The sequence below is a fragment of the Streptomyces sp. RLA123 genome (genome assembly GCF_056270165.1).
The window spans coordinates 5374007-5398662 of record NZ_JBWDOR010000003.1 but is presented as its reverse complement, the minus strand read 5'-3'; the positions used below and the strand labels follow the sequence as shown (position 1 = coordinate 5398662).

Annotated in this window: 23 protein-coding genes; 11 read left to right on the top strand and 12 right to left on the bottom strand. The window is 72.1% G+C overall.

Annotation, left to right across the window (positions count from 1 at the left end; all coding sequences use genetic code 11):
• Positions 1-215: 215 nt before the first annotated feature.
• From RV983_RS24575 to dusB, 4 genes are all read right to left on the bottom strand, one after another.
• The gene (locus tag RV983_RS24575) at positions 216-770 is read right to left on the bottom strand and encodes a hypothetical protein (protein WP_475987894.1); all 555 of its coding nucleotides are present in this window, start codon (positions 768-770) and stop codon (positions 216-218) included.
• A 12-nt stretch (positions 771-782) separates the two neighbouring features.
• A complete protein-coding gene (locus tag RV983_RS24570; protein ID WP_475987893.1) occupies positions 783-998 on the bottom strand; it encodes a hypothetical protein in 216 nt (71 codons plus the stop codon).
• A gap of 59 nt (positions 999-1057) precedes the next feature.
• Positions 1058-3754 carry a pyruvate, phosphate dikinase gene (ppdK, locus tag RV983_RS24565; RefSeq protein WP_475990442.1) on the bottom strand — a complete coding sequence of 899 codons (2697 nt, stop codon included), beginning with the start codon at positions 3752-3754 and terminating at the stop codon, positions 1058-1060.
• A 417-nt stretch (positions 3755-4171) separates the two neighbouring features.
• Positions 4172-5329, bottom strand: coding sequence for a tRNA dihydrouridine synthase DusB (dusB, locus tag RV983_RS24560; protein ID WP_475987892.1), 1158 nt, complete (start codon positions 5327-5329; stop codon positions 4172-4174).
• Positions 5330-5447: 118 nt separating this feature from the next.
• Here dusB and RV983_RS24555 point away from each other — a divergent pair, with 118 nt between their 5' ends.
• Genes RV983_RS24555 through RV983_RS24545 form a run of 3 tightly spaced genes read left to right on the top strand, consistent with a single transcriptional unit; the run spans position 5448 to position 7887 of the window.
• Positions 5448-6860 (top strand): MFS transporter, encoded by a 1413-nt coding sequence (locus RV983_RS24555; RefSeq protein ID WP_475987891.1) that lies wholly within the window; start codon positions 5448-5450, stop codon positions 6858-6860.
• Entirely contained in the window at positions 6857-7270 is a 414-nt protein-coding gene (locus tag RV983_RS24550) for a MarR family winged helix-turn-helix transcriptional regulator (RefSeq protein WP_475987890.1), read from the top strand. Before RV983_RS24555 ends, RV983_RS24550 begins: the two co-directional genes overlap by 4 nt.
• A gap of 41 nt (positions 7271-7311) precedes the next feature.
• Positions 7312-7887, top strand: coding sequence for an NADAR family protein (locus tag RV983_RS24545; protein ID WP_475987889.1), 576 nt, complete (start codon positions 7312-7314; stop codon positions 7885-7887).
• A 1-nt stretch (position 7888) separates the two neighbouring features.
• On the opposite strand, the gene RV983_RS24540 is transcribed toward RV983_RS24545, so the two are convergent.
• Positions 7889-8782 (bottom strand): helix-turn-helix transcriptional regulator, encoded by an 894-nt coding sequence (locus RV983_RS24540; protein ID WP_475987888.1) that lies wholly within the window; start codon positions 8780-8782, stop codon positions 7889-7891.
• Positions 8783-9079: 297 nt separating this feature from the next.
• Here RV983_RS24540 and RV983_RS24535 point away from each other — a divergent pair, with 297 nt between their 5' ends.
• The 3 genes from RV983_RS24535 (at position 9080) to RV983_RS24525 (ending at position 12222) form a co-directional block, all read left to right on the top strand.
• Positions 9080-10435 carry an MFS transporter gene (locus RV983_RS24535; RefSeq protein ID WP_475990441.1) on the top strand — a complete coding sequence of 452 codons (1356 nt, stop codon included), beginning with the start codon at positions 9080-9082 and terminating at the stop codon, positions 10433-10435.
• A gap of 160 nt (positions 10436-10595) precedes the next feature.
• Entirely contained in the window at positions 10596-11603 is a 1008-nt protein-coding gene (locus RV983_RS24530) for an aldo/keto reductase (RefSeq protein WP_475987887.1), read from the top strand.
• A 34-nt stretch (positions 11604-11637) separates the two neighbouring features.
• Positions 11638-12222, top strand: coding sequence for a TetR/AcrR family transcriptional regulator (locus RV983_RS24525; protein ID WP_475987886.1), 585 nt, complete (start codon positions 11638-11640; stop codon positions 12220-12222).
• Between the two features lie 86 nt (positions 12223-12308).
• On the opposite strand, the gene RV983_RS24520 is transcribed toward RV983_RS24525, so the two are convergent.
• Entirely contained in the window at positions 12309-13691 is a 1383-nt protein-coding gene (locus RV983_RS24520) for a glycine--tRNA ligase (RefSeq protein ID WP_475987885.1), read from the bottom strand.
• Between the two features lie 185 nt (positions 13692-13876).
• On the opposite strand from RV983_RS24520, the gene RV983_RS24515 reads away from it, so the two are divergent.
• Genes RV983_RS24515 through RV983_RS24500 form a run of 4 tightly spaced genes read left to right on the top strand, consistent with a single transcriptional unit; the run spans position 13877 to position 17014 of the window.
• Positions 13877-14857 carry a metal ABC transporter substrate-binding protein gene (locus tag RV983_RS24515; RefSeq protein WP_475987884.1) on the top strand — a complete coding sequence of 327 codons (981 nt, stop codon included), beginning with the start codon at positions 13877-13879 and terminating at the stop codon, positions 14855-14857.
• A gap of 20 nt (positions 14858-14877) precedes the next feature.
• Positions 14878-15639, top strand: coding sequence for a metal ABC transporter ATP-binding protein (locus RV983_RS24510; protein WP_475987883.1), 762 nt, complete (start codon positions 14878-14880; stop codon positions 15637-15639).
• A complete protein-coding gene (locus RV983_RS24505; protein WP_475987882.1) occupies positions 15639-16532 on the top strand; it encodes a metal ABC transporter permease in 894 nt (297 codons plus the stop codon). Before RV983_RS24510 ends, RV983_RS24505 begins: the two co-directional genes overlap by 1 nt.
• A gap of 56 nt (positions 16533-16588) precedes the next feature.
• A complete protein-coding gene (locus RV983_RS24500) occupies positions 16589-17014 on the top strand; it encodes a Fur family transcriptional regulator (protein WP_475987881.1) in 426 nt (141 codons plus the stop codon).
• 417 nt (positions 17015-17431) lie between these two features.
• Here RV983_RS24500 and RV983_RS24495 read toward each other — a convergent pair whose 3' ends face one another.
• Together RV983_RS24495 and recO are read right to left on the bottom strand one after the other, a co-directional pair.
• A complete protein-coding gene (locus RV983_RS24495) occupies positions 17432-18274 on the bottom strand; it encodes an isoprenyl transferase (RefSeq protein WP_475987880.1) in 843 nt (280 codons plus the stop codon).
• 27 nt (positions 18275-18301) lie between these two features.
• Complete coding sequence (gene recO / locus RV983_RS24490; RefSeq protein WP_475987879.1) at positions 18302-19048, bottom strand: DNA repair protein RecO; 747 nt, start codon at positions 19046-19048, stop codon at positions 18302-18304.
• Positions 19049-19105: 57 nt separating this feature from the next.
• Between recO and RV983_RS24485 the strand changes: the two genes are divergently transcribed.
• Entirely contained in the window at positions 19106-19468 is a 363-nt protein-coding gene (locus RV983_RS24485; RefSeq protein WP_475987878.1) for a DUF1304 domain-containing protein, read from the top strand.
• Between the two features lie 40 nt (positions 19469-19508).
• Here the strand turns inward: RV983_RS24485 and RV983_RS24480 are convergent, their stop codons facing one another.
• The 4 genes from RV983_RS24480 to RV983_RS24465 form a co-directional block, all read right to left on the bottom strand.
• Positions 19509-20198 (bottom strand): response regulator transcription factor, encoded by a 690-nt coding sequence (locus RV983_RS24480; RefSeq protein ID WP_475987877.1) that lies wholly within the window; start codon positions 20196-20198, stop codon positions 19509-19511.
• Complete coding sequence (locus tag RV983_RS24475) at positions 20195-21478, bottom strand: sensor histidine kinase (RefSeq protein WP_475987876.1); 1284 nt, start codon at positions 21476-21478, stop codon at positions 20195-20197. The genes RV983_RS24480 and RV983_RS24475 overlap by 4 nt, the downstream gene beginning before the upstream one ends.
• A 55-nt stretch (positions 21479-21533) precedes the next feature.
• On the bottom strand, positions 21534-23633 hold the full coding sequence (locus tag RV983_RS24470) for an MMPL family transporter (RefSeq protein WP_475987875.1): 2100 nt from the start codon (positions 23631-23633) through the stop codon (positions 21534-21536).
• A 140-nt stretch (positions 23634-23773) separates the two neighbouring features.
• Complete coding sequence (locus RV983_RS24465) at positions 23774-24490, bottom strand: TerB family tellurite resistance protein (RefSeq protein ID WP_475987874.1); 717 nt, start codon at positions 24488-24490, stop codon at positions 23774-23776.
• Between the last annotated feature and the right edge of the window lie 166 nt (positions 24491-24656).

Below are 24656 nucleotides of genomic sequence, written 5' to 3'. Positions count from 1 at the left end.
CGTCACGGGCGCGAACAGCGGCACCGGTCTTGTGCCCCCCCCCCCCACGTGAACCGGCCCGCGCGGGCCACCTGGACCTCGGCGACTCGTCCTCGGTAGGCGCCTTCGCGAGGGAGTACGACGCCGACCGGCTGGACCTGCTAGTCGACAATGCGGGCATGAACGGCGGTGTGTCGACCACCTGCGCTTGGCGGACACCCCGGGCGGGCGTGGGGTCAGCGTCCCCAGCCGAACGCACGCGATCGCCGGGCGTGTTCCAGGCGTACCCCGGAGCGAGGAACCGCGAGGTCGCCGAGCGCCTGGCCGGTATCGGCAACCGCGTCGTCGCCCGGGCCGCGGAGGAGGGCACGCTGCCGGTGCGCTGCGCCCGATCCGTCCTGGCGGGCCGGGCGGGATGCGTGGGGCGGTCTCCGAGCAGCTGACGGGCGTCGCATACCCGCTTCCGCCCGTCGTGCGAGGACCGGCAGCGGTGCCGCCGGGCGGCCGGGACCGGGCCGTACACCGTGCCGGGGCGCGGGCAGGGGTGCGGCGAAACGGCGCGGGCCGGCGGGCGCCTCGGCCATGACGAGACCCAGGACGAGCCGGAGCAGGGTGGCGATCCGGTCCTGGTGAGCGGGGTGGTCCATCACCCCGCTCAGGGAGAACCCGGTGAGGGCGGCCCGTCCCGCGGTCCCGATCACCGACTTCTCGCGCGCGGCCCGGGCCGCGCACAACAAAGCGACCACCGTGATGCCGAGCACGCCCAGCAGTCCGGCGGGGCCGGTCTCCACCAGTCGGTTCAGCTACAGGTTGCCGGGGACGTCAGCGGGCTCGACCGCGCCGGCACGGTCGAGCCCGACGCCCAGCGGGTCGTGGGACGCGATCCGCGGTGCCGCCTCCCAGGCTTCCCCGCGGACACCGAGCGCGTCGCCGGCCCGGGACGCCGACCAGATCCCCGCTCCCGCCCCCCGCAGGAGCAGTACGCCCGCGGCGGCGGCCAGGGGGAGCGGGGGCGGCACCTTCGCACAAGGTGCCGCCCCCGGTGAGGGTGGGAGATGGTCCTACGGCGCCGGGGTGCTCACCGGCTGCCATTGCCCCTGTTCTGGGCGGCGGCACGGCCCGCCTCCAGGCGGGCGACGGGGATGCGGAACGGGGAGCAGGAGACGTAGTCCAGGCCCACCTCGTGGAAGAAGTGGACGGACTCGGGGTCGCCGCCGTGCTCTCCGCAGACGCCCAGCTTGAGACCGGGCCGGGTGGCCCGACCGGCCTCGGCGGCGGACTTCACCAGCGAGCCGACGCCGTCGCGGTCGATGGTCTCGAACGGGGAGACCCCGAAGATGCCCTTCTCCAGGTAGGCCGTGAAGAAGCTGGCCTCCACGTCGTCGCGGGAGAAGCCCCAGACGGTCTGGGTCAGGTCGTTGGTGCCGAAGGAGAAGAACTCCGCGGCCTCGGCGATCTGCGCGGCGGTCAGGGCGGCCCGGGGCAGCTCGATCATCGTGCCGAGCGCGAGTTTGAGCTCGGTACCGGTGGCGGCCTCGACCTCGGCGATGACGCCCTCGGCCTCGTCGCGGACGATCTCCAGCTCCTGGACGGTGCCCACCAGCGGGATCATGATCTCGACCCGCGGGTCGCCCTTGGCGTTCTTGCGCTCGGCCGCGGCCTCGGCGATCGCCTGCACCTGCATCGCGAACAGGCCCGGAATGACCAGGCCGAGGCGTACGCCGCGCAGACCCAGCATCGGATTCTGCTCGTGGAGCTTGTGGACGGCCTGGAGCAGCCGCAGGTCGTTCTCGTTGGCGTCCTTGCGGGACTCGGCGAGGGCGACGCGCACCGACAGCTCGGTGATGTCGGGCAGGAACTCGTGCAGCGGCGGATCGAGCAGGCGCACGGTCACCGGCAGGCCGTCCATCGCCTCGAAGAGCTCGACGAAGTCGGACCGCTGAAGCGGCAGCAGGGCGTCCAGTGCCTGATCGCGCTCGGTGTCGGTGTCGGCCAGGATCAGCCGCTCGACGAGCTCGCGGCGCTCGCCGAGGAACATGTGCTCGGTACGGCACAGGCCGATGCCCTGGGCGCCGAAACGGCGGGCGCGCAAGGCGTCCTCGGCGTTGTCGGCGTTGGCGCGCACCCGCAGCCGGCGGACGCGGTCGGCGTACGCCATGATCCGGTGCACCGCCTGCACGAGTTCGTCGGCGTCGTCGGCGCCCGCGTGCATGCGGCCCTCGAAGTACTCCACGACCGGGGACGGCACGACGGGGACGGTGCCGAGGTAGACCTTGCCGGAGGAGCCGTCGATGGAGACGACGTCGCCTTCCTCGACGACGATCCCGCCCGGCGCCGTCATCCGCCGCCGCTTCGTGTCGACCTCCAGCTCCTCGGCTCCGCAGACGCAGGTCTTGCCCATGCCGCGGGCGACGACGGCCGCGTGCGAGGTCTTGCCGCCGCGCGAGGTGAGGATGCCCTCGGCGGCGATCATGCCGTTGAGGTCGTCGGGGTTGGTCTCACGGCGGATGAGGATGACCTTCTCGCCGGAGCGCGACCACTTCACCGCGGTGTACGAGTCGAAGACGGCCTTGCCGACCGCCGCGCCCGGCGAGGCGGCGATGCCCCAGCCGATCCGCTCGGACTTCGCCTTCTCGTCGAAGCGCGGGAACATCAGCTGCGCCAGCTGGGCGCCGTTGACCCGCTGCAGGGCCTCGGCCTCGTCGATGAGCCCCTGGTCGACCAACTGGGTGGCGATGCGGAAGGCCGCGGCCGCGGTGCGCTTGCCGACGCGGGTCTGCAGCATCCACAGCTTGCCGCGCTCGATGGTGAACTCGATGTCGCACAGGTCCCTGTAGTGCGTCTCGAGGGTCTCCATGATCTTCATGAGCTGGTCGTAGGAGGCCTTGTCGAGCTGCTCCAGCTCGGCGAGCGGGACGGTGTTGCGGATGCCCGCGACGACGTCCTCGCCCTGCGCGTTGCACAGGTAGTCGCCGTACACGCCCTGGTGGCCGGTCGCGGGGTCACGGGTGAAGGCGACGCCGGTGCCGGAGTCGGGGCCCAGGTTGCCGAAGACCATGGAGCAGATGTTGACCGCCGTACCGAGGTCGCCGGGGATGCGCTCCTGGCGGCGGTAGAGAATGGCGCGCTCGCCGTTCCACGATTCGAAGACGGCCCTCACGGCCATGTCCATCTGCTCGCGCGGGTCCTGCGGGAAGTCCCGGCCGGTCTCCTTGGCCACCACGGCCTTGAACTGCTCGACCAGGCCCCGGAGGTCGGCGGTGTCGAGGTCCAGGTCGTTGTGGGTGGCCTTGGCGCGCTTGGCGTCCTCCAGGGCCTCCTCGAAGAGGTCGCCGTCCACGCCCAGCACGGTCTTGCCGAACATCTGGATCAGGCGGCGGTAGGAGTCCCAGGCGAAGCGCTCGTCGCCGGCCTGCGCCGCGAGCCCGGCCACGGATTCGTCGGACAGGCCGATGTTGAGGACGGTGTCCATCATGCCGGGCATGCTGAACTTCGCCCCGGAACGCACGGAGACCAGAAGAGGGTTGTCCGGCCGGCCGAGCTTCTTGCCCATCCGCTGTTCCAGCGCGTCGAGGTGCGCACTCACCTCGTCGCGCAGGGCCGCGGGCTCGGCGCCGGATCCCAGGTAGACCTTGCAGGCCTCGGTGGTGATCGTGAAGCCCGGAGGGACGGGCAGGCCGAGGTTGGTCATCTCGGCGAGGTTGGCGCCCTTGCCGCCGAGAAGGTCCTTGAGGTCTTTGTTGCCCTCAGTGAAGTCGTAGACGAACTTCTGGATTTCTTGTTCTTCCGACACGGGACTCGCTCCTCGCGGCCGGGATGCCCTGACGGCGGGGAGCGTACCCATCCCTAAGGCACTGCAGTACGTCCATCACCAGGTCACACGGCTGTAACCACCCATCGGCCGATAGATCGAAAGCGCCGGACCGATTCGGGTGGGCCACGGATGCATTCAATCCTCGAACACATGATGCCGCCACGTGATCACCACAGGCGGAATCTGTTACTCCATGCGAGGGATGCCTTGACCGGATGGCGACGACAACGACGGCACTCAGTGCCACCCCTAAGAGAGATGACGTGACACTCGACATGCTCATCTGAGCAATGCCCCTATCAGACGTGGCGAGAATCACTCGCCCCGCCGACACCGCGTCAGGCCCCGCGGACACCTCTGCCGCCGGACGGAATGCCCTCAGCCGCCGGAAGTGTCCAGTTCCGCGTCGGCGCCGACGACCACCGAGCAGTCGTACGGGTCCTCAAGCCAGCCGTCCGGGAGCACGACGCGCTTGCCGCCGGCGGTACGGCCACGCGGGCCCTCGGCGCCATCCGGCCAATCCTGGTCGAGTTCGAGAGCGTTCAGGTGCTCGTCGAGCTCCGCCAGGGAGGAGGCCATGGCGAGCCTGCGGCGCATCTCCGAGCCCACCGAGAAGCCCTTGGTGTACCAGGGGACGTGTTTGCGGAAGTCGATGACACCGCGCGCCTCGTCACCCAGCCACTCCCCCAGCAGCTCCGCGTGGCGGCGCATCACCGCCGCGACCTCACGTAGCGCGGGGGCCGCCGGGGCCCCGCCGCCGTCACCCTCGAACGCCGCCACGAGGTCGCCGAAGATCCAGGGCCGGCCGAGGCAGCCGCGGCCGACGACAACTCCGTCGCAGCCGGTCTCGCGCATCATGCGCACCGCGTCCTCGGCGCTCCAGATGTCACCGTTGCCGAGCACGGGGATCTCCGGGACGTGCTCCTTGAGGCGGGCGATCGACTCCCAGTCGGCGGTGCCGCCGTAGTGCTCCGCGGCGGAGCGGCCGTGCAGGGCGACGGCCGCGACGCCCTCCTCGACCGCGATGCGGCCGGCGTCGAGGTAGGTGAGGTGGTCGTCGTCGATGCCCTTGCGCATCTTGATCGTGACGGGCAGCGAACCGGCGTTGCCGACCGCCTCGCGCAGCAGGTTGCGCAGCAGGTTGCGCTTGTACGGCAGGGCCGCGCCGCCGCCCTTGCGGGTCACCTTGGGGACCGGGCAGCCGAAGTTGAGGTCGATGTGATCGGCCAGGTCCTCGTCGACGATCATGCGGACGGCCTTGCCGACGGTGACCGGATCGACGCCGTACAGCTGGATCGAGCGCGGCTTCTCGGCAGCGTCGAAGTGGATGAGCTGCATCGTCTTCTCGTTCCGCTCGACCAGCGCGCGGGTCGTGATCATCTCGGAGACGAAGAGCCCCTTGCCCCCGGAGAACTCCCGGCACAGCGTGCGGAAGGGGGCGTTGGTGATCCCGGCCATCGGTGCCAGCACCACAGGCGGCCACACGGTGTGCGGGCCGATCGCGAGCGGTGGGGCGGTGATGGCGTCTGCAGTCATGCGCCCATTCTCGCGTATGCGCGGGAGACCGGGGAGCGGGGTGGGTGTAGATTGAAATGATTACACAAGTAGAACCAAAGTCCGGGACGGCGGTCCCGGCGGAGCGGACGGGGTACCGATGCCGGAGCTCAGCCACCGCAGGCGTCTGCTGGTGCTGGCCATTTGCTGCATGAGTCTGCTCATCGTCAGCCTCGACAACACGATCCTCAACGTGGCCCTGCCGTCCATGCGCGCCGATCTGCACGCCTCGATCTCCGGACTGCAGTGGACCATCGACGCCTACACCCTGGTGCTGGCCTCGCTCCTGATGCTCTCCGGATCGACCGCGGACCGGATCGGACGGCGCCGGATCTTCCGCCTCGGTCTGGTGATCTTCACGGTGGCCTCGGGCCTGTGCAGCATCGCGCCCAGCCTGGAGTGGCTGGTGGTCTTCCGGATGCTCCAGGCGGTCGGCGGCTCGATGCTCAACCCCGTCGCGATGTCGATCATCACCAACGTCTTCACCGACCCGCGGGAGCGGGCGCGGGCCATCGGTGTGTGGGGCGGCGTCGTCGGCATCAGCATGGCGGCCGGCCCGATCGTCGGGGGCGCGCTGGTGGAGTCCATCGGCTGGCGCTCGGTGTTCTGGATCAACCTGCCCATCGGGCTCCTCGCCCTGGTGCTGACCGCCCGCTTCGTCCCCGAGTCCCGGGCGCCCAGGCCCCGCCGCATCGACCTCGTCGGCCAGCTGCTGATCATCGCGCTGCTCGGCTCGCTGACGTACGCGATCATCGAGGCGCCGGGAGCGGGCTGGGGCTCGCCCCTCATCATCGGCTGCCTGGTCGTCGCAGCGAGCTCGGCGGCGGCCCTGATCGGCTATGAACGGCGGCGCAAGGAACCGCTGATCGACCCGCGCTTCTTCCGCAGCGCGCCGTTCAGCGGGGCCACGGTGATAGCGGTGAGCGCCTTCGCCGCGCTCGCCGGCTTCCTCTTCCTCAACACCCTGTACCTCCAGGACGTGCGCAAGCTGTCCGCCCTGGACGCCGGACTGCACCTGCTGCCGATGGCCGCCATGGCGCTCGTCTTCGCCCCGCTGTCCGGCCGCATGGTCGGCAGCCGCGGGCCGCGGCTGCCGCTGCTGCTCGCGGGCACCGCGACGACGGCGAGCGGCGTGGTCTTCGCCGCCCTGCACGGCCAGTCCTCGGACATCCTGCTCTTCACCGGGTACGTCCTGTTCGGCATCGGCTTCGGCTTCGTCAACGCCCCCATCACCAACACCGCCGTCTCCGGCATGCCGCGCTCCCAGGCGGGGGTCGCCGCCGCCGTGGCCTCCACCAGCCGTCAGGTCGGCCAGTCGCTGGGCGTCGCCGTCGTCGGCGCGGCCCTGGCGGCCGGACTCGACATCACGGCGTGGTGGATCATCACCGGCTGCGGCGTGGTCGTCCTGGTGCTGGGCTGGCTGACGACGGGCTCCTGGGCCGCGGGCACGGCGGCCCGGGCCGCGCAGCGCCTGGAGGCCGAGGAGCCCCGGGAGATGGCGGCGGCAAGATGAACGACGCGACGCCGGCCCGTGTGTGGCGCAACCTGCGCACCCTCGTCCTGGAGCGCAACGAGCGCCGCCGGGAGGTGGCCGACGCCCTCGGCATGAGCTTCTTCCGCGTCAAGGCGCTGCGCCGGATCGCCGCCGCGCCCGTCACCCCGGGCGAACTCGCGTCCGACCTCATGTCGGACCGCCCGTACATCACGCTCGTCGTGGACGACCTGGCCCGGCGCGGCCTGGTGGACCGCACCCCGCACCCCGACGACCGCCGCCGCAAGGTCGTGGCGGTCACCGCGGCCGGTGCCGCGGCCGCCGCCGAGGCGGAGCGCATCCTCGGCACCCCGCCGCCGGCGCTGGTGGCCCTGCCGCAGGACGAACTCGTCCTGCTGGACCGCGTGCTGGGCCGGCTGCTCGACGGGTGATCCCGGTGCCCGCTGTCGGACCCCCGCGCTACCGTCGCGGCATGACGCAGACGCGGATCACCGAGCCGGGCGACGTGCGCGACCACGACGCCCTCGTGGCGCTGACGGCGCAGGGCACACGGCCGAAGTACCTGTTCTTCTGGGGGCACCGGCCGCAGCAGGACGGCAGCGTGGGCGCGGGATGCCTGAGCCAGTGGTGGCCCTCGGAGTTCTCCGTCGACGGCGTCGTGTACCCCACCGCCGAACACTGGATGATGTCCGGCAAGGCCCGGCTCTTCGGTGACGAGGAGACACTGGCGAAGATCCTCGCCGCGCCGCATCCGCACGCCGCGAAGCGACTGGGCCGGCTGGTGCGCGGCTTCGACGGCCAGGCATGGGAACGGCGGCGCTCGGAACTCGTCGTGGCGGGCAACGTGGCCAAGTTCGGCCAGGACGAGGCGCTGCGCGCCTATCTGCTGGGCACGGGCCGGCGGGTGCTCGTGGAGGCCAGCCCGGTGGACCGCATATGGGGCATCGGCCTGGCCGCCGACGACGAGCGCGCGGCCGACCCGGCACAGTGGCGCGGGCCGAACCTGCTGGGCTTCGCACTCATGGAGGCCCGGGCACGGCTCGGCTGAGTCAGGCCGGCACGACCTGGGGCGCGGATGCGGGAAGCGGCGCGGCCGCGGTCGCGCCGGGGGCCGTGGCCAGCTCGTACAGAGCCTGCACCCGCTCGCGGGTGACGTCGTCCGCCGGGGTGTAGGTCACCAGCCGGGGGCCCTGCCGGGGGCCGAGCCACAGGTGCGTGAAGTCGAAGGTCAGCAGGCCGACCCGGGGGTTGAGGAAACGCTTGGTGCGGTTCTCCGGCTCCTGGACCTCATGGCGCTCCCAGAACTCGCGGAACTCCGGCGACGCCTGCTCCAGCCGCTTCACCAGCGACTTCCATGCGGGCTCGGCGAGGTGCTCGGCCATGGCGGCACGGTACTTGGCGACCATCAGCCGGCTGGTCTCCTTCCAGTCCGGCATGCCGACCCGCCAGGCGGGATCGGTGAAGACCAGCCACATGATGTTGCGGTCCTCGAAGGGCAGCGCGTCGAGGTCGGCCACCAGCCGCCCGTAGGTGCGGTTGTGCGCGATGACGTCGGTGCGGCTGTTGAGCACGGCGGCCGGCAGCGGCTCCAGCTTGGCGAGCATCTCGCGGATCTGGTCCGACATGCCGGGGCACCGGGCGCGCGGATTGGGGTCGGTGACGCCGGCGAGCAGGAACAGATGGGTGCGCTCGTTCGGGTCGAGCATCAGTGCGCGGGCGACGGCGTCGGCCACCTGGTCCGAGATCTGGATCTCCCTGGCCTGTTCGAGCCACGTGTACCAGGTGACGCCGACCGAGGCGAGCTGCGCGACCTCCTCGCGGCGCAGACCCGGGGTGCGGCGGCGGCGCCCGGGCGGCAGGCCGACCTGCTCGGGGGCGATCCGCTCCCGGCGGCTGCGGAGGAAGGAGGCGAGCTCCAGCCGGGCTGCTGCGGTCGTCGTCATGACTCCAAGGGTGCCCCATGGCCCAGCCCATTGCCAGGTGGTCGTGATACCTGGATAAACGCTCTCTGGTACCACTCTGGAGAGGGGCCCATCGTGGCATATGTGACCGATCGAAACGACCTCTCCGTCTCCTCCGGCCTGCCCTCCCGGGCTCAGGTCAAGCCCCGGGTGATCCACGTCTGCAGTGACACCGCCGTCTCGTCCGCCCCTCCCGCTCCCGAGGCCTCCTCCACCACTTCCGCAGCATCGCCCACCTCGCCCGCCTCCCCCGCGCTCAGTCCCCTGGGCCTGTTCACCGTGCTGCTGGGCGCCGCGCTGCCGCTGATCGACTTCTTCATCGTCAACGTCGCCCTGCCCGCCATCGAGTCCGACCTGCACGCCGGACCGGCCCTGCTGGAGCTGGTCGTCGCCGGCTACGGCGTGGCCTACGCCGTGCTGCTGGTGCTCGGCGGCCGGCTCGGGGACACCTTCGGCCGCCGGCGGCTCTTCCTCGCCGGCATGGCGGCCTTCGGCCTCACCTCGCTCGCCTGCGGCCTCGCGCCGGACGCCTGGACCCTCGTGGCGGCGCGCGTCGCGCAGGGCGCGTCGGCGGCGCTGATGCTGCCGCAGGTGCTGGCCACCATCCACTCCGCCACCTCCGGCCACCGCCGGGCCAAGGCGCTGAGCCTGTACGGTGCCACCGCCGGCCTGTCGATGGTCGCCGGCCAGATCCTCGGCGGCATCCTGGTCGCCGCGGACATCGCGGGCACCGGCTGGCGCGCGGTCTTCCTGGTGAACGTGCCGGTCGCGGTGATCGGCCTGTTCCTCGCCGCGCGCACTGTGCCGGAGACCCGTTCCGAGCACCCGGCGCCCGTGGACCGTCCCGGCACGTTCCTGCTGGCGGTGTCCCTGATCACTCTGCTCGCGCCGCTGACCGAGGGCCGCGCCGCCGGGTGGCCGGTGTGGACCTGGGTGTCGCTGGTGCTCTTCCCCTTCGCCTCGGTCGCCTTCTACCTGGTCGAGCGCCGGGCGGACCGCGCGGGGCGGGTCCCGCTCGTGCCGCCGAGCCTGTTCCACTCGGCCGGGATGCGCAGGGCACTGCCTCTGGTGCTGCCGTTCTCCATCGGCTTCGGTGGCTTCATGTTCGTGATCGCCGTCGCGCTGCAGGAGGGCCTGGCGTTCGGCCCCGTCGAGGCCGGCGCCGCGCTGGTGCCGATGGCGGTGGCCTTCTTCATCGCCTCGCTGGCCGGGCCGCGCCTGGTCATCCGTTACGGGGGGCGCGTGGTCACCGCGGGCGGCCTGATCCAGGCGGCGGGTGTCGCCGTGCTGGCGGTGTCGGTGGCCCGCGAGTGGAACGCAGGGGGGATGAGCGGCTGGGCGCTGCTGCCGGGGCTGGCGCTGGCCGGCTTCGGACAGGGGCTGCAACTGCCCGTGCTGTTCCGGCTGGTGCTGGCCGATGTACCGGCCTCCCGGGCCGGTGTGGGCAGCGGCGTCATGGTGACCGCGCAGCAGTCGGCGCTCGCCCTGGGTGTGGCCACGCTCGGCACCCTCTTCCTTTCCCTCGCGCCCGGGCACGGAATGCGGGACGCCCTGGTCATCGTGCTGGTCGTCCAGCTCGCCGCCGTCCTGGGCACGGCGCTGTTCAGTCTGCGGCTGCCGCGGCACGTGGGGTGAGGCACCGGCCCGGCGGTCCTGACGGGCGTACCACCGATCGACACATGGAGCGGTATGGCACATGCGCTGACAGATATTGAAATCTGTCAGCGCATGTGCCATGGTGGTGAACACACCCCCTGACCACGCGATCCCCTGATCCGATCCAAGGAGCGCCCCCATGCGCGACCGCACCCTCGGCACCACCGGCCCGGCCGTCTCCGCGCTCGGTCTCGGCGCCATGGGCATGTCCGCCCTCTACGGCGAAGCCGACCGCGCCGAGTCCATCGCCACGATCCACGCGGCCCTGGACGCGGACATCACACTGATCGACACCGGCGACTTCTACGGCATGGGCCACAACGAGGCACTCATCGGCGAGGCCCTGCGATCCGCGGGCGCCGACCGCGAAAAGGCCGTGATCAGCGTCAAGTTCGGAGCCCTGCGCGGCCCCGGCGGCGAGTGGCTCGGCTACGACGGCCGCCCCGCTTCGGTGAGGAACTTCGCCTCCTACTCGCTGCAGCGCCTGGGCACCGACCACATCGACGTCTACCGCATCGCCCGGGTCGACCCCGCCGTGCCGATCGAGGAGACCGTGGGCGCCATCGCCGAACTCGTGCAGGCCGGCCACGTACGCCACATCGGCCTGTCCGAGGTGAGCGCCGGCACCCTGCGCCGCGCGGCCGCCACGGCCCCCATCAGCGATCTGCAGATCGAGTACTCACTGATATCCCGCGGCATCGAGGACGAGATCCTGCCGGCCGCCCGCGAGCTGGGCATCGGCGTGACGGCCTACGGCGTGCTCTCCCGCGGCCTGATCAGCGGCCACTTCACCCGCGACCGGCAGCTCGCCGCGAACGACTTCCGGGCGATGAGCCCGCGCTTCCAGGGCGAGAACCTGGACCACAACCTGGCGCTGGTGGACGCGCTGCGGAAGATCGCCGAGCAGAAGGGCGTCTCCGTCGCGCAGACCGCCATCGCGTGGGTGCTGGCCCAGGGCGAGGACATCGTGCCGCTGGTCGGCGCCCGCACCCGCGAGCGGCTGGGCGAGGCTCTGGGCGCGCTGGACGTCCGTTTCGAGGCGGCCGACCTCGCCGCCATCGAGAGGGCCGTCCCGGTCGGCGCGGCGGCGGGCGACCGCTATCCGGCGGCGCAGATGCGACACCTGGACAGCGAGCGGCAGCACTGACGGGCACCGCCCCGGCCCTGGGAGAATGTCCACCATGCCACCCGAGACGCTGACCGCAGAACGCATCCTGGAGACCACGGAGGACGTGCTGCGGCGCTACGGCCCCGCGAAGGCCACCGTGGTCGACGTGGCCCGCGCGCTCGGTGTCAGCCACGGCAGCGTGTACCGGCACTTCCGCACCAAGGCCGCGCTGCGGGAGGCGGTCACCCAGCGCTGGCTGGACCAGTCGCACGCGGAGCTCTCCGCGATAGCGCGGGACGCGGGCCGCCCCGCGCCGGAGCGGCTGCGGGCCTGGCTCGCGGCGCTCTTCGCGGCGAAGCGGCGCAAGGCGGGCGGCGACCCGGAGCTGTTCGCGACGTACATGGTGCTGGCGGCGGAGCAGAGCCTCGTCATCGAGCGTCATGTCGGCGACCTGGTCGGACAGTTGTCCATGATCATCCGGGAGGGCGCAGGGGCGGGCGACTTCACGGCAGGGGACCCCGAGGTCGCGGCACGGGCCGTCTTCGACGCCGCGGGACGCTTCCACGACCCCGCCTACGCGGCCGAGTGGTGCGCGCCCGGTATCGACGCCGCGTTCACCGCGGTCAGCGACCTGATCCTGCGCGGCCTGGCGTCCTGAAGCGGGCACACCGCGCAAAAGGCGCCCGGTCTCCCCCACAGGGGTGACCGGGCGCCTTCGTCCGTGGCGTCCGTGCGGGCCGGGACCTAGCAGCCGAGCAGGCGGCCGCCGAGGAAGGACTCGACCTGGTCGAGCGAGACGCGCTCCTGCTTCATGGTGTCGCGCTCGCGCACCGTCACCGCGTTGTCCTCGAGGGTGTCGAAGTCGACGGTGACGCAGAACGGCGTGCCGATCTCGTCCTGGCGGCGGTAGCGGCGGCCGATGGCGCCGGCGTCGTCGAACTCGATGTTCCAGTGCCGGCGCAGGTCCGCGGCGAGCCCCTTGGCCTTCGGGGAGAGCTGCGGGTTGCGGGACAGCGGGAGCACCGCGACCTTGACCGGGGCCAGGCGCGGGTCGAGCCGCATGACGGTGCGCTTCTCCATCACGCCCTTCGCGTTCGGCGCCTCGTCCTCGTTGTAGGCGTCGAGCATGAAGGCGAGCATGGCGCGGTTGAGACCGGCCGCGGGCTCGATGACGTACGGGAAGTAGCGCTCACCGGCCTCCTGGTCGAAGTACGACAGGTCCTGGCCGCTGGCCTGGCTGTGCGCCTTGAGGTCGTAGTCCGTGCGGTTGGCGATGCCCTCCAGCTCGGAGAACTCGGTGCCGCCGAAGTTGAAGCGGTACTCGATGTCGGCGGTGCGCTTGGAGTAGTGGGAGAGCTTCTCCTTGGCGTGCTCGTACCAGCGGATGTTCTCCTCGCGCAGGCCGAGACCGAGGTACCAGTCCCAGCGCTGCTGCATCCAGTACTCCTGCCACTGCTCGTCCTCGCCCGGCTTGACGAAGAACTCCATCTCCATCTGCTCGAACTCACGGGTCCGGAAGATGAAGTTGCCCGGCGTGATCTCGTTGCGGAAGGACTTGCCGGTCTGGGCGATGCCGAACGGCGGCTTGCGGCGCGAGGTCTGCTGGACCAGGGCGAAGTTGGTGAAGATGCCCTGGGCGGTCTCGGGGCGCAGGTAGGCGACCGAGCCCGAGTCCTGGGTCGGGCCCAGGTGGGTGGAGAGCAGTCCGGAGAACTGCTTGGGCTCGGTGAAAGCGCCCTTGTTGCCGCAGTTCGGGCAGTTGACGTCGGAGAGGCCGTTGGCAGGCAGGTGGCCGTGCTTGGCCTCGTACGCCTCCTCCAGGTGGTCCGCGCGATAACGCTTGTGGCAGGAGGTGCACTCGGTGAGCGGGTCGGTGAACGTGGCGACGTGGCCCGAGGCCTCCCAGACCTCGCGGGCCAGAATCACCGAGGAGTCAATGCCGACCACGTCCTCCCGCGAGGTGACCATCGCACGCCACCACTGGCGCTTGATGTTCTCCTTGAGCTCCACGCCCAGCGGTCCGTAGTCCCAGGCGGCCTTCTGACCGCCGTAGATCTCGCTGCAGGGGAAAACGAAGCCACGGCGCTTGCTCAGGCTGACGATGGTGTCGATCTTGTCGGCGGCCACGGTGCTCTCTTCAGACGACGAAGCGGTCGGTGGGGTCCGCCGGGGGCGAGCTCGGTCCGGCGAATACCTCAGATTACCGGCGTCGACGGGGGCGGTATCAAATCGGTTCCGCGCCGTGGGGGCACGATCGTGACCACACTGTGCCCAATTGACAATCGTTTCCATTTTTGTTGAAAATGGGAGTCATGAACATAGGTCGTGCGCTGCTCCCGATGGCAGCCGTCGCCGGGCTGGTCGCCCTCTCCGCGTGCACCACCGCGGCGGGCGACACCCGGACCGCGGACGGCCGGCTCAAGGTGACCGCGTCCTTCTACCCGATGCAGTTCCTGGCGGAGCGGATCGGCGGCAGCCACGTCAGCGTCACCGGCCTCACCAAGCCCGGCACCGAGCCGCACGACCTGGAACTCACCCCCCGGCAGATCGGCAGACTCGGCCAGTCGGGGGTGGTCGTCTACCTCAAGGGCCTGCAGCCCGCGGTGGACGAGGCCATAGCCCAGTCCGGGGTGCGGCGCGTCGTGGACGCCGCCTCGCTCACCGCGCTGGAGGACCACGGCACGGAGGTCGACGGCCACCACCGCACCACCGGCGACAACCACAGCGACTCCGGCCCCGACGAGGACGGTCCGCACCCCGACGAGGACGCCGGAGCCGACCCCCACATCTGGCTCGACCCGCTGAAGTACGCGCAGGTCGCCGAGGGCGTCGGCCGCACGCTGGCCGCGGCCGACCCGGACCACGCGGCGCTCTACGCCAAGAACACCGACGCGCTCGTGAAGAAGCTGGACGCGCTGAACACCGCGTTCGCCGACGGACTGCGCAACCGCGCCTCGGACACCTTCCTCACCACCCACGCCGCCTTCGGCTACCTCGCCGAGCGCTACGGCCTGGTGGAGGAGGCCGTCAACGGCATCGACCCGGAGGCGGAACCGAGCGCCGCCCGGATGCGGGCGCTCCAGAACCTCGCCAAGGACAAGCACGTGAGCACGGTGTTCTTCGAGACGCTCGTCAGCGACCGGACCGCGAAGACCCTGGCAGGTGACCTGGACGTGCGGACCGACGTACTCGACCCGATCGAGGGGATCACCGACCGCTCGCGGGGCTCCGACTACTTCGGGGTCCAGCGCGCCAATCTCAAGGCCCTGCAGACGGCGCTGGGCGCCGAGTGACCGCGATGACGGAGGCTGGAATGGACACAGTCGTCTCACTGCGGGGCGCGACCGCCTCGCTCGGCTCGCGCCCGGTACTGCGCGGCATCGACCTGACCGTGCGGCGGGGCGAGGTCGTCGCGCTGCTCGGCGCCAACGGCTCCGGGAAGTCGACCGCGGTGCGCGCCGTGGTCGGCCAGGTGCCGCTCACCGGCGGCGAGCTGGAACTCTTCGGCATCCCGCACCGCCGCTTCCGGGAGTGGGCGCGGATCGGCTACGTGCCGCAGCGCACCACGGCCGCCTCCGGGGTCCCCGCGACCGTGCGCGAGGTCGTCACCGCGGGGCGGCTGGCCCGTACCCGGATGGGGTTCTCCCGCAAGGCCGACCGGGCCGCCGTGGACCGCGCCCTGGAGCTGGTCGGCCTGGCCGACCGGGCCGGTGACTCGGTGAACGCCCTGTCCGGCGGCCAGCACCAGCGCGTGCTGATCGCCCGCGCGCTGTCCGTGGAACCCGAAGTGCTGATCATGGACGAGCCGATGGCCGGTGTCGACCTCGCCAGCCAGGAGGTGCTCGCGGGCACCCTGCGCGAACAGGTCGGCCTCGGCACCACGGTGCTGGTCGTGCTGCACGAACTCGGCCCGCTGGAGCCGCTCATCGACCGCGCGGTCGTGCTGCGCGACGGCTGCGTCGTCCACGACGGGCCGCCACCGCAGGCGCGCGGCCAGCACGCGCTGCCCGGCCACGACCATGTCCACCCGCACGCCGACCGTGCGGCCGAACCGATCCGGACGGGGCTGTTCTGATGGAGCTGTTCTCCTTCGCCTTCATGCAGCGGGCCCTGATCGCGGCCGTCCTGGTCGGCATCACCGCCCCCGCCATCGGCATCTTCCTCGTCCAGCGCCGCCAGGCGCTGATGGGCGACGGCATCGGCCATGTGGCGCTGACCGGCGTGGGCCTGGGCTTCCTGCTGAACACCAGCCCGGTGTGGATGGCGACGGCCGTGTCGATCGCCGGCGCGATCGTGATGGAGCTCATCCGCTGGTACGGCCGTACACGCGGCGACATCGCGCTGGCCATGCTCTTCTACGGCGGCATGGCGGCAGGCGTCATGTTCACCTCGCTCGCGCCCAACGGCTCCAACGCCAACCTGACCACGTATCTCTTCGGTTCGATCACCACCGTCTCGCCGCAGGACATCACCGCCGTATGCGTGCTGGCCGGCTTCGTCGTGCTGGTCACCCTGGGCCTGCGGCGGCAGCTGTTCGCGGTCTCCCAGGACGAGGAGTTCGCCCGCGTCTCCGGGCTGCCGGTGCGGCTGCTCAACCTGTTGGTCGCGGTCACCGCGGCGGTCACCGTCACCGTGGCGATGCGGGTCGTCGGCCTGCTGCTGGTGAGCGCGCTCATGGTGATCCCGGTCGCGGCCTCGCAAGCGATCACCCGCAGTTTCGCGACGACCTTCGCCCTGTCCGTGGGCATCGGCGTGACCGTGGCCTTCTCCGGCACGGTCACCTCGTACTACGTCGACGTGCCCTCCGGGGCGACGATCGTGCTGCTCGCCATCGGTGTCTTCGTCGCCCTGACCGTGGCATCCGCGCCACTGGCGAAAAAGAGGGCTCGCAGGACCGCTCAGGACACGGAACGATGCACCCTGGAAGTACCCGGCGCGCGCCCGGCCGAAGACGACGTTCGAGTCTGAGAGCCCAGGGCTGGCACAATGACCGACCGGGACAACGACCGAGAAGGAGGCCACTGGTGACGACCGCCAAGCCCCCCGTACGGGGCCGTTCGACGCGGCAACGCGCCGCCGTGGCCGCGGCCCTCGCCGAGGCCGACGAGTTCCGCAGCGCACAGGAACTGCACGACCTCCTGAAGCACCGGGGTGACTCGGTGGGCCTCACCACGGTCTACCGCACCCTCCAGTCCCTCGCCGACGCCGGCGAGATCGACGTCCTGCGCACCGGCGACGGGGAGTCCGTCTACCGGCGCTGCAGCAGCGGTCACCACCACCATCTCGTCTGCCGTGTCTGCGGCAAGGCCGTCGAGGTCGAGGGTCCCGCGGTCGAGAAGTGGGCCGACGCCATCGCCGTCGAGTACGGCTTCGTCGATGTCGCGCACACCGTCGAGATCTTCGGCACGTGCGCGGAGTGTGCGGGCTGCGGCGTGGCCGCGGAGGCCTGAGCGGGGATCCCGTCACCGGCGCCGCCTTCTTCACCCCCAACTCAGCCGGCTCCGCGGTCGAGGCAGTGGGGGGACCCGTCGTCGTTCCTGCCGACCGTGCCGTACGACCAGCGGTGCCGTACGACCAGCGGTGCAGGACGGGGCCGGGACCGTACAGCCGGCAGACGCGGGTGCCACGCCGCACACGGCCATGACGGCGGTGGCCCGGGAAGCGCGGCCCAGGACGGCGAACAGGCCCGCGGCCGCCACGACGGCCATGCCGCATGTGCACACGGCGATCCACAGCCTGTTCTCGCGCAGACAAAAAGGACTCCGTCTCCGCCCTGCTCGCGACGGCGAACGCCACCAGCAGCCGGGCGGACGCGAAGAGCGCGACCGCGCCGCACCCCCGTGCGGCGCGGTCCCCGGCGGGATCGGTTACGCCTGCGGGGCTGCCGCCCCACCGTCTGCGGACATCTGCTCATTGGGGATCGCGCCGCCGAAGCGGCGGTCGCGGGAGGCGTACTCGAGGCAGGCGCGCCACAGGTCGCGGCGGTCGAAGTCGGGCCACAGCACGTCCTGGAAGACCATCTCGGCGTAGGCGGACTGCCAGATGAGGAAGTTGGAGGTGCGCTGCTCGCCGGAGGGGCGGACGAAGAGGTCCACGTCGGGCATGTCCGGGTGGTACATGTACTTCGCGAGGGTCTTCTCGGTGACCTTGGAGGGGTCGAGTCGACCCGCCTTTATGTCCTGCGCGAGCGCGGCCGCGGCGTCGGCGATCTCCGCGCGGCCGCCGTAGTTGACGCACATGTACAGCGTCATCGCGTCGTTGTCGCGGGTCATCTCCTCCGCCACCTGGAGCTCCTTGACCACGGACTTCCACAGCCGCGGCATGCGCCCGGACCAGCGGATGCGGATGCCCATCTCGTGCATCTCGTCGCGGCGGCGGTGGATGACGTCGCGGTTGAAGTTCATCAGGAAGCGGACCTCCTCGGGGGAGCGCTTCCAGTTCTCGGTGGAGAAGGCGTACAGCGAGAGGTTCTTGACGCCGATGTCCAGGCATCCCTTGAGGACGTCGAGCACGACGGATTCGCCGATCTTGTGGCCCTCGGTGCGGGGCAGGCCGCGCTCCTTGGCCCAGCGGCCGTTGCCGTCCATGACGATGGCGACGTGCTGCGGGACGAGCTCGCCCGGGATCTTGGGTGGCCGGGCGCCGGACGGGTGAGGGTCGGGAGCCCGGTACTCGTGTCGGGGGCGGCTCAGAATCCCGCGTACAGCCATGCGCCTGCTCTCCACTTCCATGTGTATCTACTTGTCGATGAAACGCAGCGAGCGCAGCCCGCGCTCCAGATGCCACTGCAGATAGGCGGCGACCAGCCCGCTGCCCTCACGGCAATGGCGTGGCTCGCACGCGTCCGCGGTCTCCCAGTCGCCGCCGAGCAGCGCCCCGAGGAGCACCAGGGACTCCAGTGAGGGTACGACGCTTCCGGCCGGGCGGCACTCGCCGCACACGACTCCTCCCGCCGCGACCGAAAAGAACCGATTCGGTCCGGGCATCCCGCACTTCGCGCAGTCGCCGAAGCTGGGCGCGTAGCCGTTGACCGCCAGGGAACGCAGCAGGAAGGCGTCGAGCACCAGGCGCGGGTCGTGGTCGTCGGCCGCGAGGGTGCGCAGGCCCCCGACGAGCAGCAGGTACTGCTGCACCGCCGGTTCGCCCTCGTGGTCGGTGAATCGCTCGGCGGTCTCCAGCATCGCGGTGCCCGCGGTGTACCGGGCGTAGTCGGTGACGATCCGGCTGCCGTACGGGGTGATCGTCTCGCCCTGCGTGCACAGCGGCAGCCCGCGACCGACGAGTTCTCCCCCGCGGGCGAAGAACTGCACGTCCACATGGGAGAAGGGCTCCAGCCGGGCCCCGAACTTCGACTTGGTGCGCCGCACTCCGCGGGCCACCGCGCGCACGCGGCCGTGGCGGCGGGTGAGCAGCGTGATGATCCGGTCCGCCTCGCCCAGCTTCTGGGTGCGCAGCACGATGCCGTCGTCGCGGAACAGACTCATGCCGCCCATTCTCCCGCACGGCGCGGGGCTCCCGGCACGGGACGTACGCTATGGCCCATGTCGATCACCGCTACCGTCGCCGTGCTGCTCATAGCGGCCCTGCACGTCTACATCCTGGTCCTGGAGATGTTCCTGTGGACCACGCCGCGCGCCCGCGCCTCCTTCGGCACCACCGAGGAGTTCGCGCGGGAGAGCAAGGCCCTGGCGGCCAACCAGGGGCTCTACAACGGCTTTCTGGCCGCCGGGCTGGTGTGGGGCGCCGTGGCGCCGGACCCGGCCGGCTTCCAGGCGAAACTGTTCTTCCTGATCTGCGTGGCGGTGGCCGGCGTGTACGGCGCGGCGACCGCGAGCCGCCGCATCCTCCTCGTGCAGACCGTCCCGGCCCTCGTCGCGCTGGCGCTGGTCGTGGCCGCGCACTGAGGGAGGCCGTCACCCACCGCGGCACCACGGGCCCGGACGATCAGCCGCCGACGCCCGCCGGGCCGCCGGGACTGACCAGCCCCGACTCGTAGGCGGCGATCACCAGCTGCGCGCGGTCGCGGGCGCCCAGCTTGCCCATGATCCGGCTGACGTGGGTCTTGGCCGTGAGCGGGCTGAGGCCCAGCGCCTCGGCGACCTCGGTGTTGTTCAGACCGCGTGCCACGAGGGTGAGCACCTGGCGTTCGCGTCCGGACAGCGCGGCCGTCCGCCCCGGAGCCGGGCCGCCGGGCCCCGGACTGTCCGGCAGGCGCAGCACCCGGGCGATGAGGCGGGCGGTGGGCCCGGGCGACAGCAGCGCCTCGCCCGCGGCGACCGTGCGGATGGCGTCGAGGAGTTCCGCGGGGCGGGTGTCCTTTACCAGGAAGCCGCTGGCGCCGGCGCGCAGCGCCGGAACGACGTGGTCGTCGGTGTCGTAGGTCGTGAGCACCAGTACGCGCACCCCCGCGAGGTCGTCGTCGGCCGCGATGAGCCGGGTCGCCTCGATGCCGTCGAGGTCGGGCATGCGGATGTCCATGACGACGACGTCCGCACGGCAGGCCCGGGCGGCGGCGACGGCCTCCCGGCCGGTGGCCGCGTGGCCGACGACCGCCATGTCGGGGGCGGACCCGACCAGCATCGCGAAGGCCTCGCGGACCAGCGTCTGGTCGTCGGCGAGCAGGACGCGGATCACGCGGCACCCCCGGCGAACGGCAGGACGGCGGCGACCTGGAATCCGCCCTCGGGACGCGGCCCGGCGGTGAGCGTGCCGCCCACGCTGCGGGCCCGCTCCCGCATGCCGATGAGTCCGTACCCGGCGGCGGGCCCGGGACCCGCCGGAGCGGCGTCCACGGGCGTCCTGGGGGGCGCCACGGCACGCCAGGGGCGCCAGCGGGCGTCGGGGCGGCCCGGTTCGTCGTTCCCGGGCCCGGTGCCCGGGCAGGGGCCGTCGTCGGTGACCGCGATCCGCAGGGCGGTGCCGCGGTCCGGGTCGGAGCGGAGCTCCACCCCGACCCGCACCGAGGTGCCGCCGGCGTGCCGTACAACGTTGGTCAGTGCCTCCTGCACGATCCGGTAGGCGGCCGCGCCGATCGCCGGGGGGACCCCGTCCGCGCCCTCCGCGACGGCCACCTCCACCCGGGCGCCGGCGGCCTCGGCGGAACGGGCCAGGTCGGCCACGGCCGCCAGGCCCGGCAGCGGGCCGCGCTCGTCGTCGCCGCGCAGTACCTGAAGGGTGGCGCGCAGTTCCGCCCGGGCGTCGCGGCAGGTGCCGGCGATGCTGTCGAGGGCTCCGGCGACGGCCGTGCGGTCCAGCCGGTCGGGGTCGGCGACCAGGACGTGCGCGGCGACCGAGGTCTGCACACCGATGAGGGTGATGCTGTGGGCGAGCAGATCGTGCAGGTCGCGGGCGATCCGCAGCCGCTCCTCGGCGACGCGCCGGGCCGCCTCCTCCTCGCGGGTGCGCTCCGCGCGTTCGGCGCGGCCGACGACGGCGGCCACGTACTTGCGCTGGATGCGGACCGCCTCTCCGGTCAGTGCCACCGCCACCACCCAGCCGCCGCTGCGCAGCATGTCGGTCGCCGCGTGCTGGTCCGGGGTCGCCGACATCACCCCGACCATGATCGCGACGACCGCCGCCACGGTGAGGTACGTCCGCGGCGGCGGCCCGGCGACCGCCAGCGAGTAGACCGCCACCATGCTCGCCGGGACCACGGCCAGGTGCAGGTTGTTCATGGCGTGGTAGGGGGCGACGGCCGCGACCATGACGAGCATCACGGTCATCGGCCACCGCCGCCGAGCCGCCGGCACGAGCGCGGTGACCACCAGCAGCGCCCAGCCCACCGCGTCCGGGCGGTGCCCCTGCCCGGGCGGCAGAAGGGCGCCCATGGCGCACTGGAACACGAGCAGGCCCACAGCGAGGACGGCATCCTTGTGCGCGCGGACGGCGGGCGGGAGGGGCGGCGGCTTCGGCACGGCTCCATCTTCCGTTACGGGGTCGGCGAGGGGACAGACCGGTTCACGGGCCGGTTCACGGGGCCGTACGCGGTCGGCTGAGCCGGCCCGGCCACCAGACCCGCTCGCGCAGCGCCACGCTCGCGGAGGTGACCAGGTAGGTGCGGACGAGGAAGGTGTCCAGCAGGACGCCCACGGCGATGACGAAGCCCAGCTCGACCAGCGACACCAGCGGCATGTTGATCAGCACCGAGAACGTGGCCGCCAGCACCAGCCCGGCCGAGGCGATCACCCCGCCCGTGGTGCGCAGCGCGGTGACGGCCGCGGCGGCCGGCGCGGCCCCCGCCAGCGACTCCTCGCGCATCCGGTGCATCAGGAAGATGCCGTAGTCGACCCCGAGGGCGACGAGGAAGACGAACGACAGCAGCGGCAGACCCGGGTCCGTGCCCGCGAAGCCGAACAGCGGCCCGAAGACCAGCCCGCCGATGCCCAGCGAGGCGCCCCACACGGCGATGACGGCCACCACGAGCAGCAGCGGCGCGACCAGGCTGCGCAGCAGTGCGACGAGGATCAGCAGCACGGCTGCCAGGACGAGCGGCACGACGACCCACCGGTCGCGGGCGCTGGTGCCGGCCAGGTCGGCCTGCTGGGCACTGGGCCCGCCGACGTGGGCGCCGTACGCTCCGTCCAGTTCCGCCCGCAGGGCGTGGATGGTCGCGGTCTCACCGGGCGACTCCGGCGGCGCCTGCGCGGTCACCGACACCTCCGTCCAGCCGCCGCCGCTGCGCCCGCGCTCGGCGGACGCGACGCCTTCGGCGCCCCGGACCGCGGCCAGCACCTCGGCGGCCCGGCCGGTGGGCGCCATGACGGTGATCGGCTGGGCGGAGCGGCCGGGATCGGCCTCGGCGAGGGTCCGCATGGCGGCGACCGACTCCGGCGCGCTGGTGAAGGTGTCGTCGTTCCGCAGGCTGCCGGGCAGGCCGAGGGCGCCGAGCGCGAGCGCCCCGAGCAGCACCGCGCCGCCCGCGAGCACGGCAAGCGGACGGCGTGCCGCCGAGCTGCCCATCGCCGCGAACAGACCGCGTGGGCGCGGCATTTCGCTGCCGTACGCGGGCACCAGCGGCCAGAACACCCGCCGCCCCATCAGCACCAGCAGCGCGGGCAGCAGGGTCGTCATCGCCACGAGCGCGCACAGCACCCCGACCGCGGCGATCGGGCCCATGCCCCGGCTGCTGTTGAGGTCCGCGGCGAGCAGGCAGAGCAGCCCCGCGGCGACGGTGCCGGAGGAGGCCAGGACCGCGGGGCCGCAGCCGCGCAGCGCGGCGCGCATGGCCTCGTACGGGCGCTGGATCCGGCGGAGTTCCTCGCGGTAGCGGGAGACGAGCAGCAGGGCGTAGTCGGTGCCGGCGCCGAAGACGAGGATGGTCATCACGCCCTGGCTCTGGCCGGTGACGGTGATGCCGAATGCCTGGTGGAGTCCGTAGACCCCGGCCATCGCGGCGGCGTCGGCGACGCCCGCGACGACCAGCGGCAGCAGCCACAGCAGGGGGCTGCGGTAGATGAGGATCAGCAGCACGGCGACCACGGCGACGGTGGTGTAGAGCAACGGCCCGTCGAGGGAGGAGTAGACCTCCTTCATGTCGGTGTTGAGCGCGCCGGGGCCGCCCACTTGGGCGGTCAGCCCGCCGCCGCCCTCGGCCCGGTCGCGGATGTCGGTGACGAAGGCGTTCCTGGCCTCGTCGTCCTGGCCCGGACCGGTGCTGGCCACGGGGTACATCAGCGTGTCGCCGTGCGACAGGACGGCGTGCGGCGTGCCGCCGGTGAGCCGGTGCGCCCGCGCGACACCGGCGATCTGGGCGGCGGCCTTCTCGCGGTCGGCGGCGGTCAGCCCGCCGTCGCGGTGGTAGACGACCACGAGTTCGGTGGCCTCGCCGCCGGGCAGCCCTTCCTGGAGCCGGGCGACCTGCGTGGAGTCGGCGCTCACCGGGAGGTAGTCCACCGCCCGGTTCTGCTGGGCGTCGGCGAGCTTGCCGGCCAGGGGGCCGGCCAGCGCCAGCACGGCGATCCACAGCGCGAGCACCGCCCAGGGGATCGCGCGGGCGCCCCGGCTCCTCTCCCGTCCTCGCGTGGGCGGCGGCACGGCGGCCGGTGTGGTCTCAGTGGTCGGGGCCCCCATCTCGGGCCTCCCTCCGGGCCGGTGGTCTGGTCCCTTCCAGACTTCCGGCACGGGGGCGCTCTTGCGTCGGGCCCAAGAGCGAGCCGCGCGTTACTGCCCCGGGTGCGGGGCGGGCCCGGTTACTCCCTGGGGAGTACGCCTCAGGAGGGCGTGCGGGCCGCGGCCTCCAGGACCCGGGCCGTGTCCTCGCCGACCAGGCCGAGACAGCGGCCGACGGCGCCCAGCACCTCGCGCTCCGCGGGCAGGTACGGACCGTCGGCCAGGGCGATGCGGGCGCCCTGGAGGAGGACGCGTTCGCGCCCGTGGGGGGCGAGGTGGCGGGAGAGCGGTTCCAGGGCCTCGTGCAGCTCGATGGAGAGCCAACTGCCGCAGCCGTCGAGGGAGTCGGCGAGGCCCTCCGTCGAGAAGGAGCCGGCGGCACCGGGGAAGCGACCCTCGTCGGCGACGATGGCGGCGAGCAGGCCGAGCAGCTGGTCCTCAGTGCAGTCGGTGAAGCCGGCCGTGCGGACCGCCTCCACGGCCGTCTCGCGGGCGGCCCGTCCGGTGGAGCCGCCGGCGGTGAGGACGGCGAGGGCGACGGTGTGGACGGCGTCGCGGAGCATGGCGGAGAAGACGGTGGTCGTCGGCTGCTCCAGGGCCTCGGGGCCGTAGCGGACATGGCACACGACGCACTCCACGACGGTGCCGGCCGAGCCGCGCGGCAGCAGCGGCAGGCCGAGGACGGTCAGCCGCCTGGTGCCGGTGCGCCGCCGGTAGCCGCGGTCGCCGCCGCAGCCCGCGCAGAAGAACTCCCCGTCACCCTCGGTGTGCCAGACCGTCCGCACGCCCAAGATGCACCAGCCCTTGATGTGGAGCACTTCGCACCCTCCGGCCGCTCATCCGGATAATTCCCGGTTCGTCCCGTTACGGGCCGTAGGCGTGGGTAACGCTCCGGCAACGGCGCCGTAATGACGTGATGTTAGCCACATGAGCAACGTGGAGTCAGTACCACGAGAGGGCCGATTAAAAGAATCGGCCACGGCA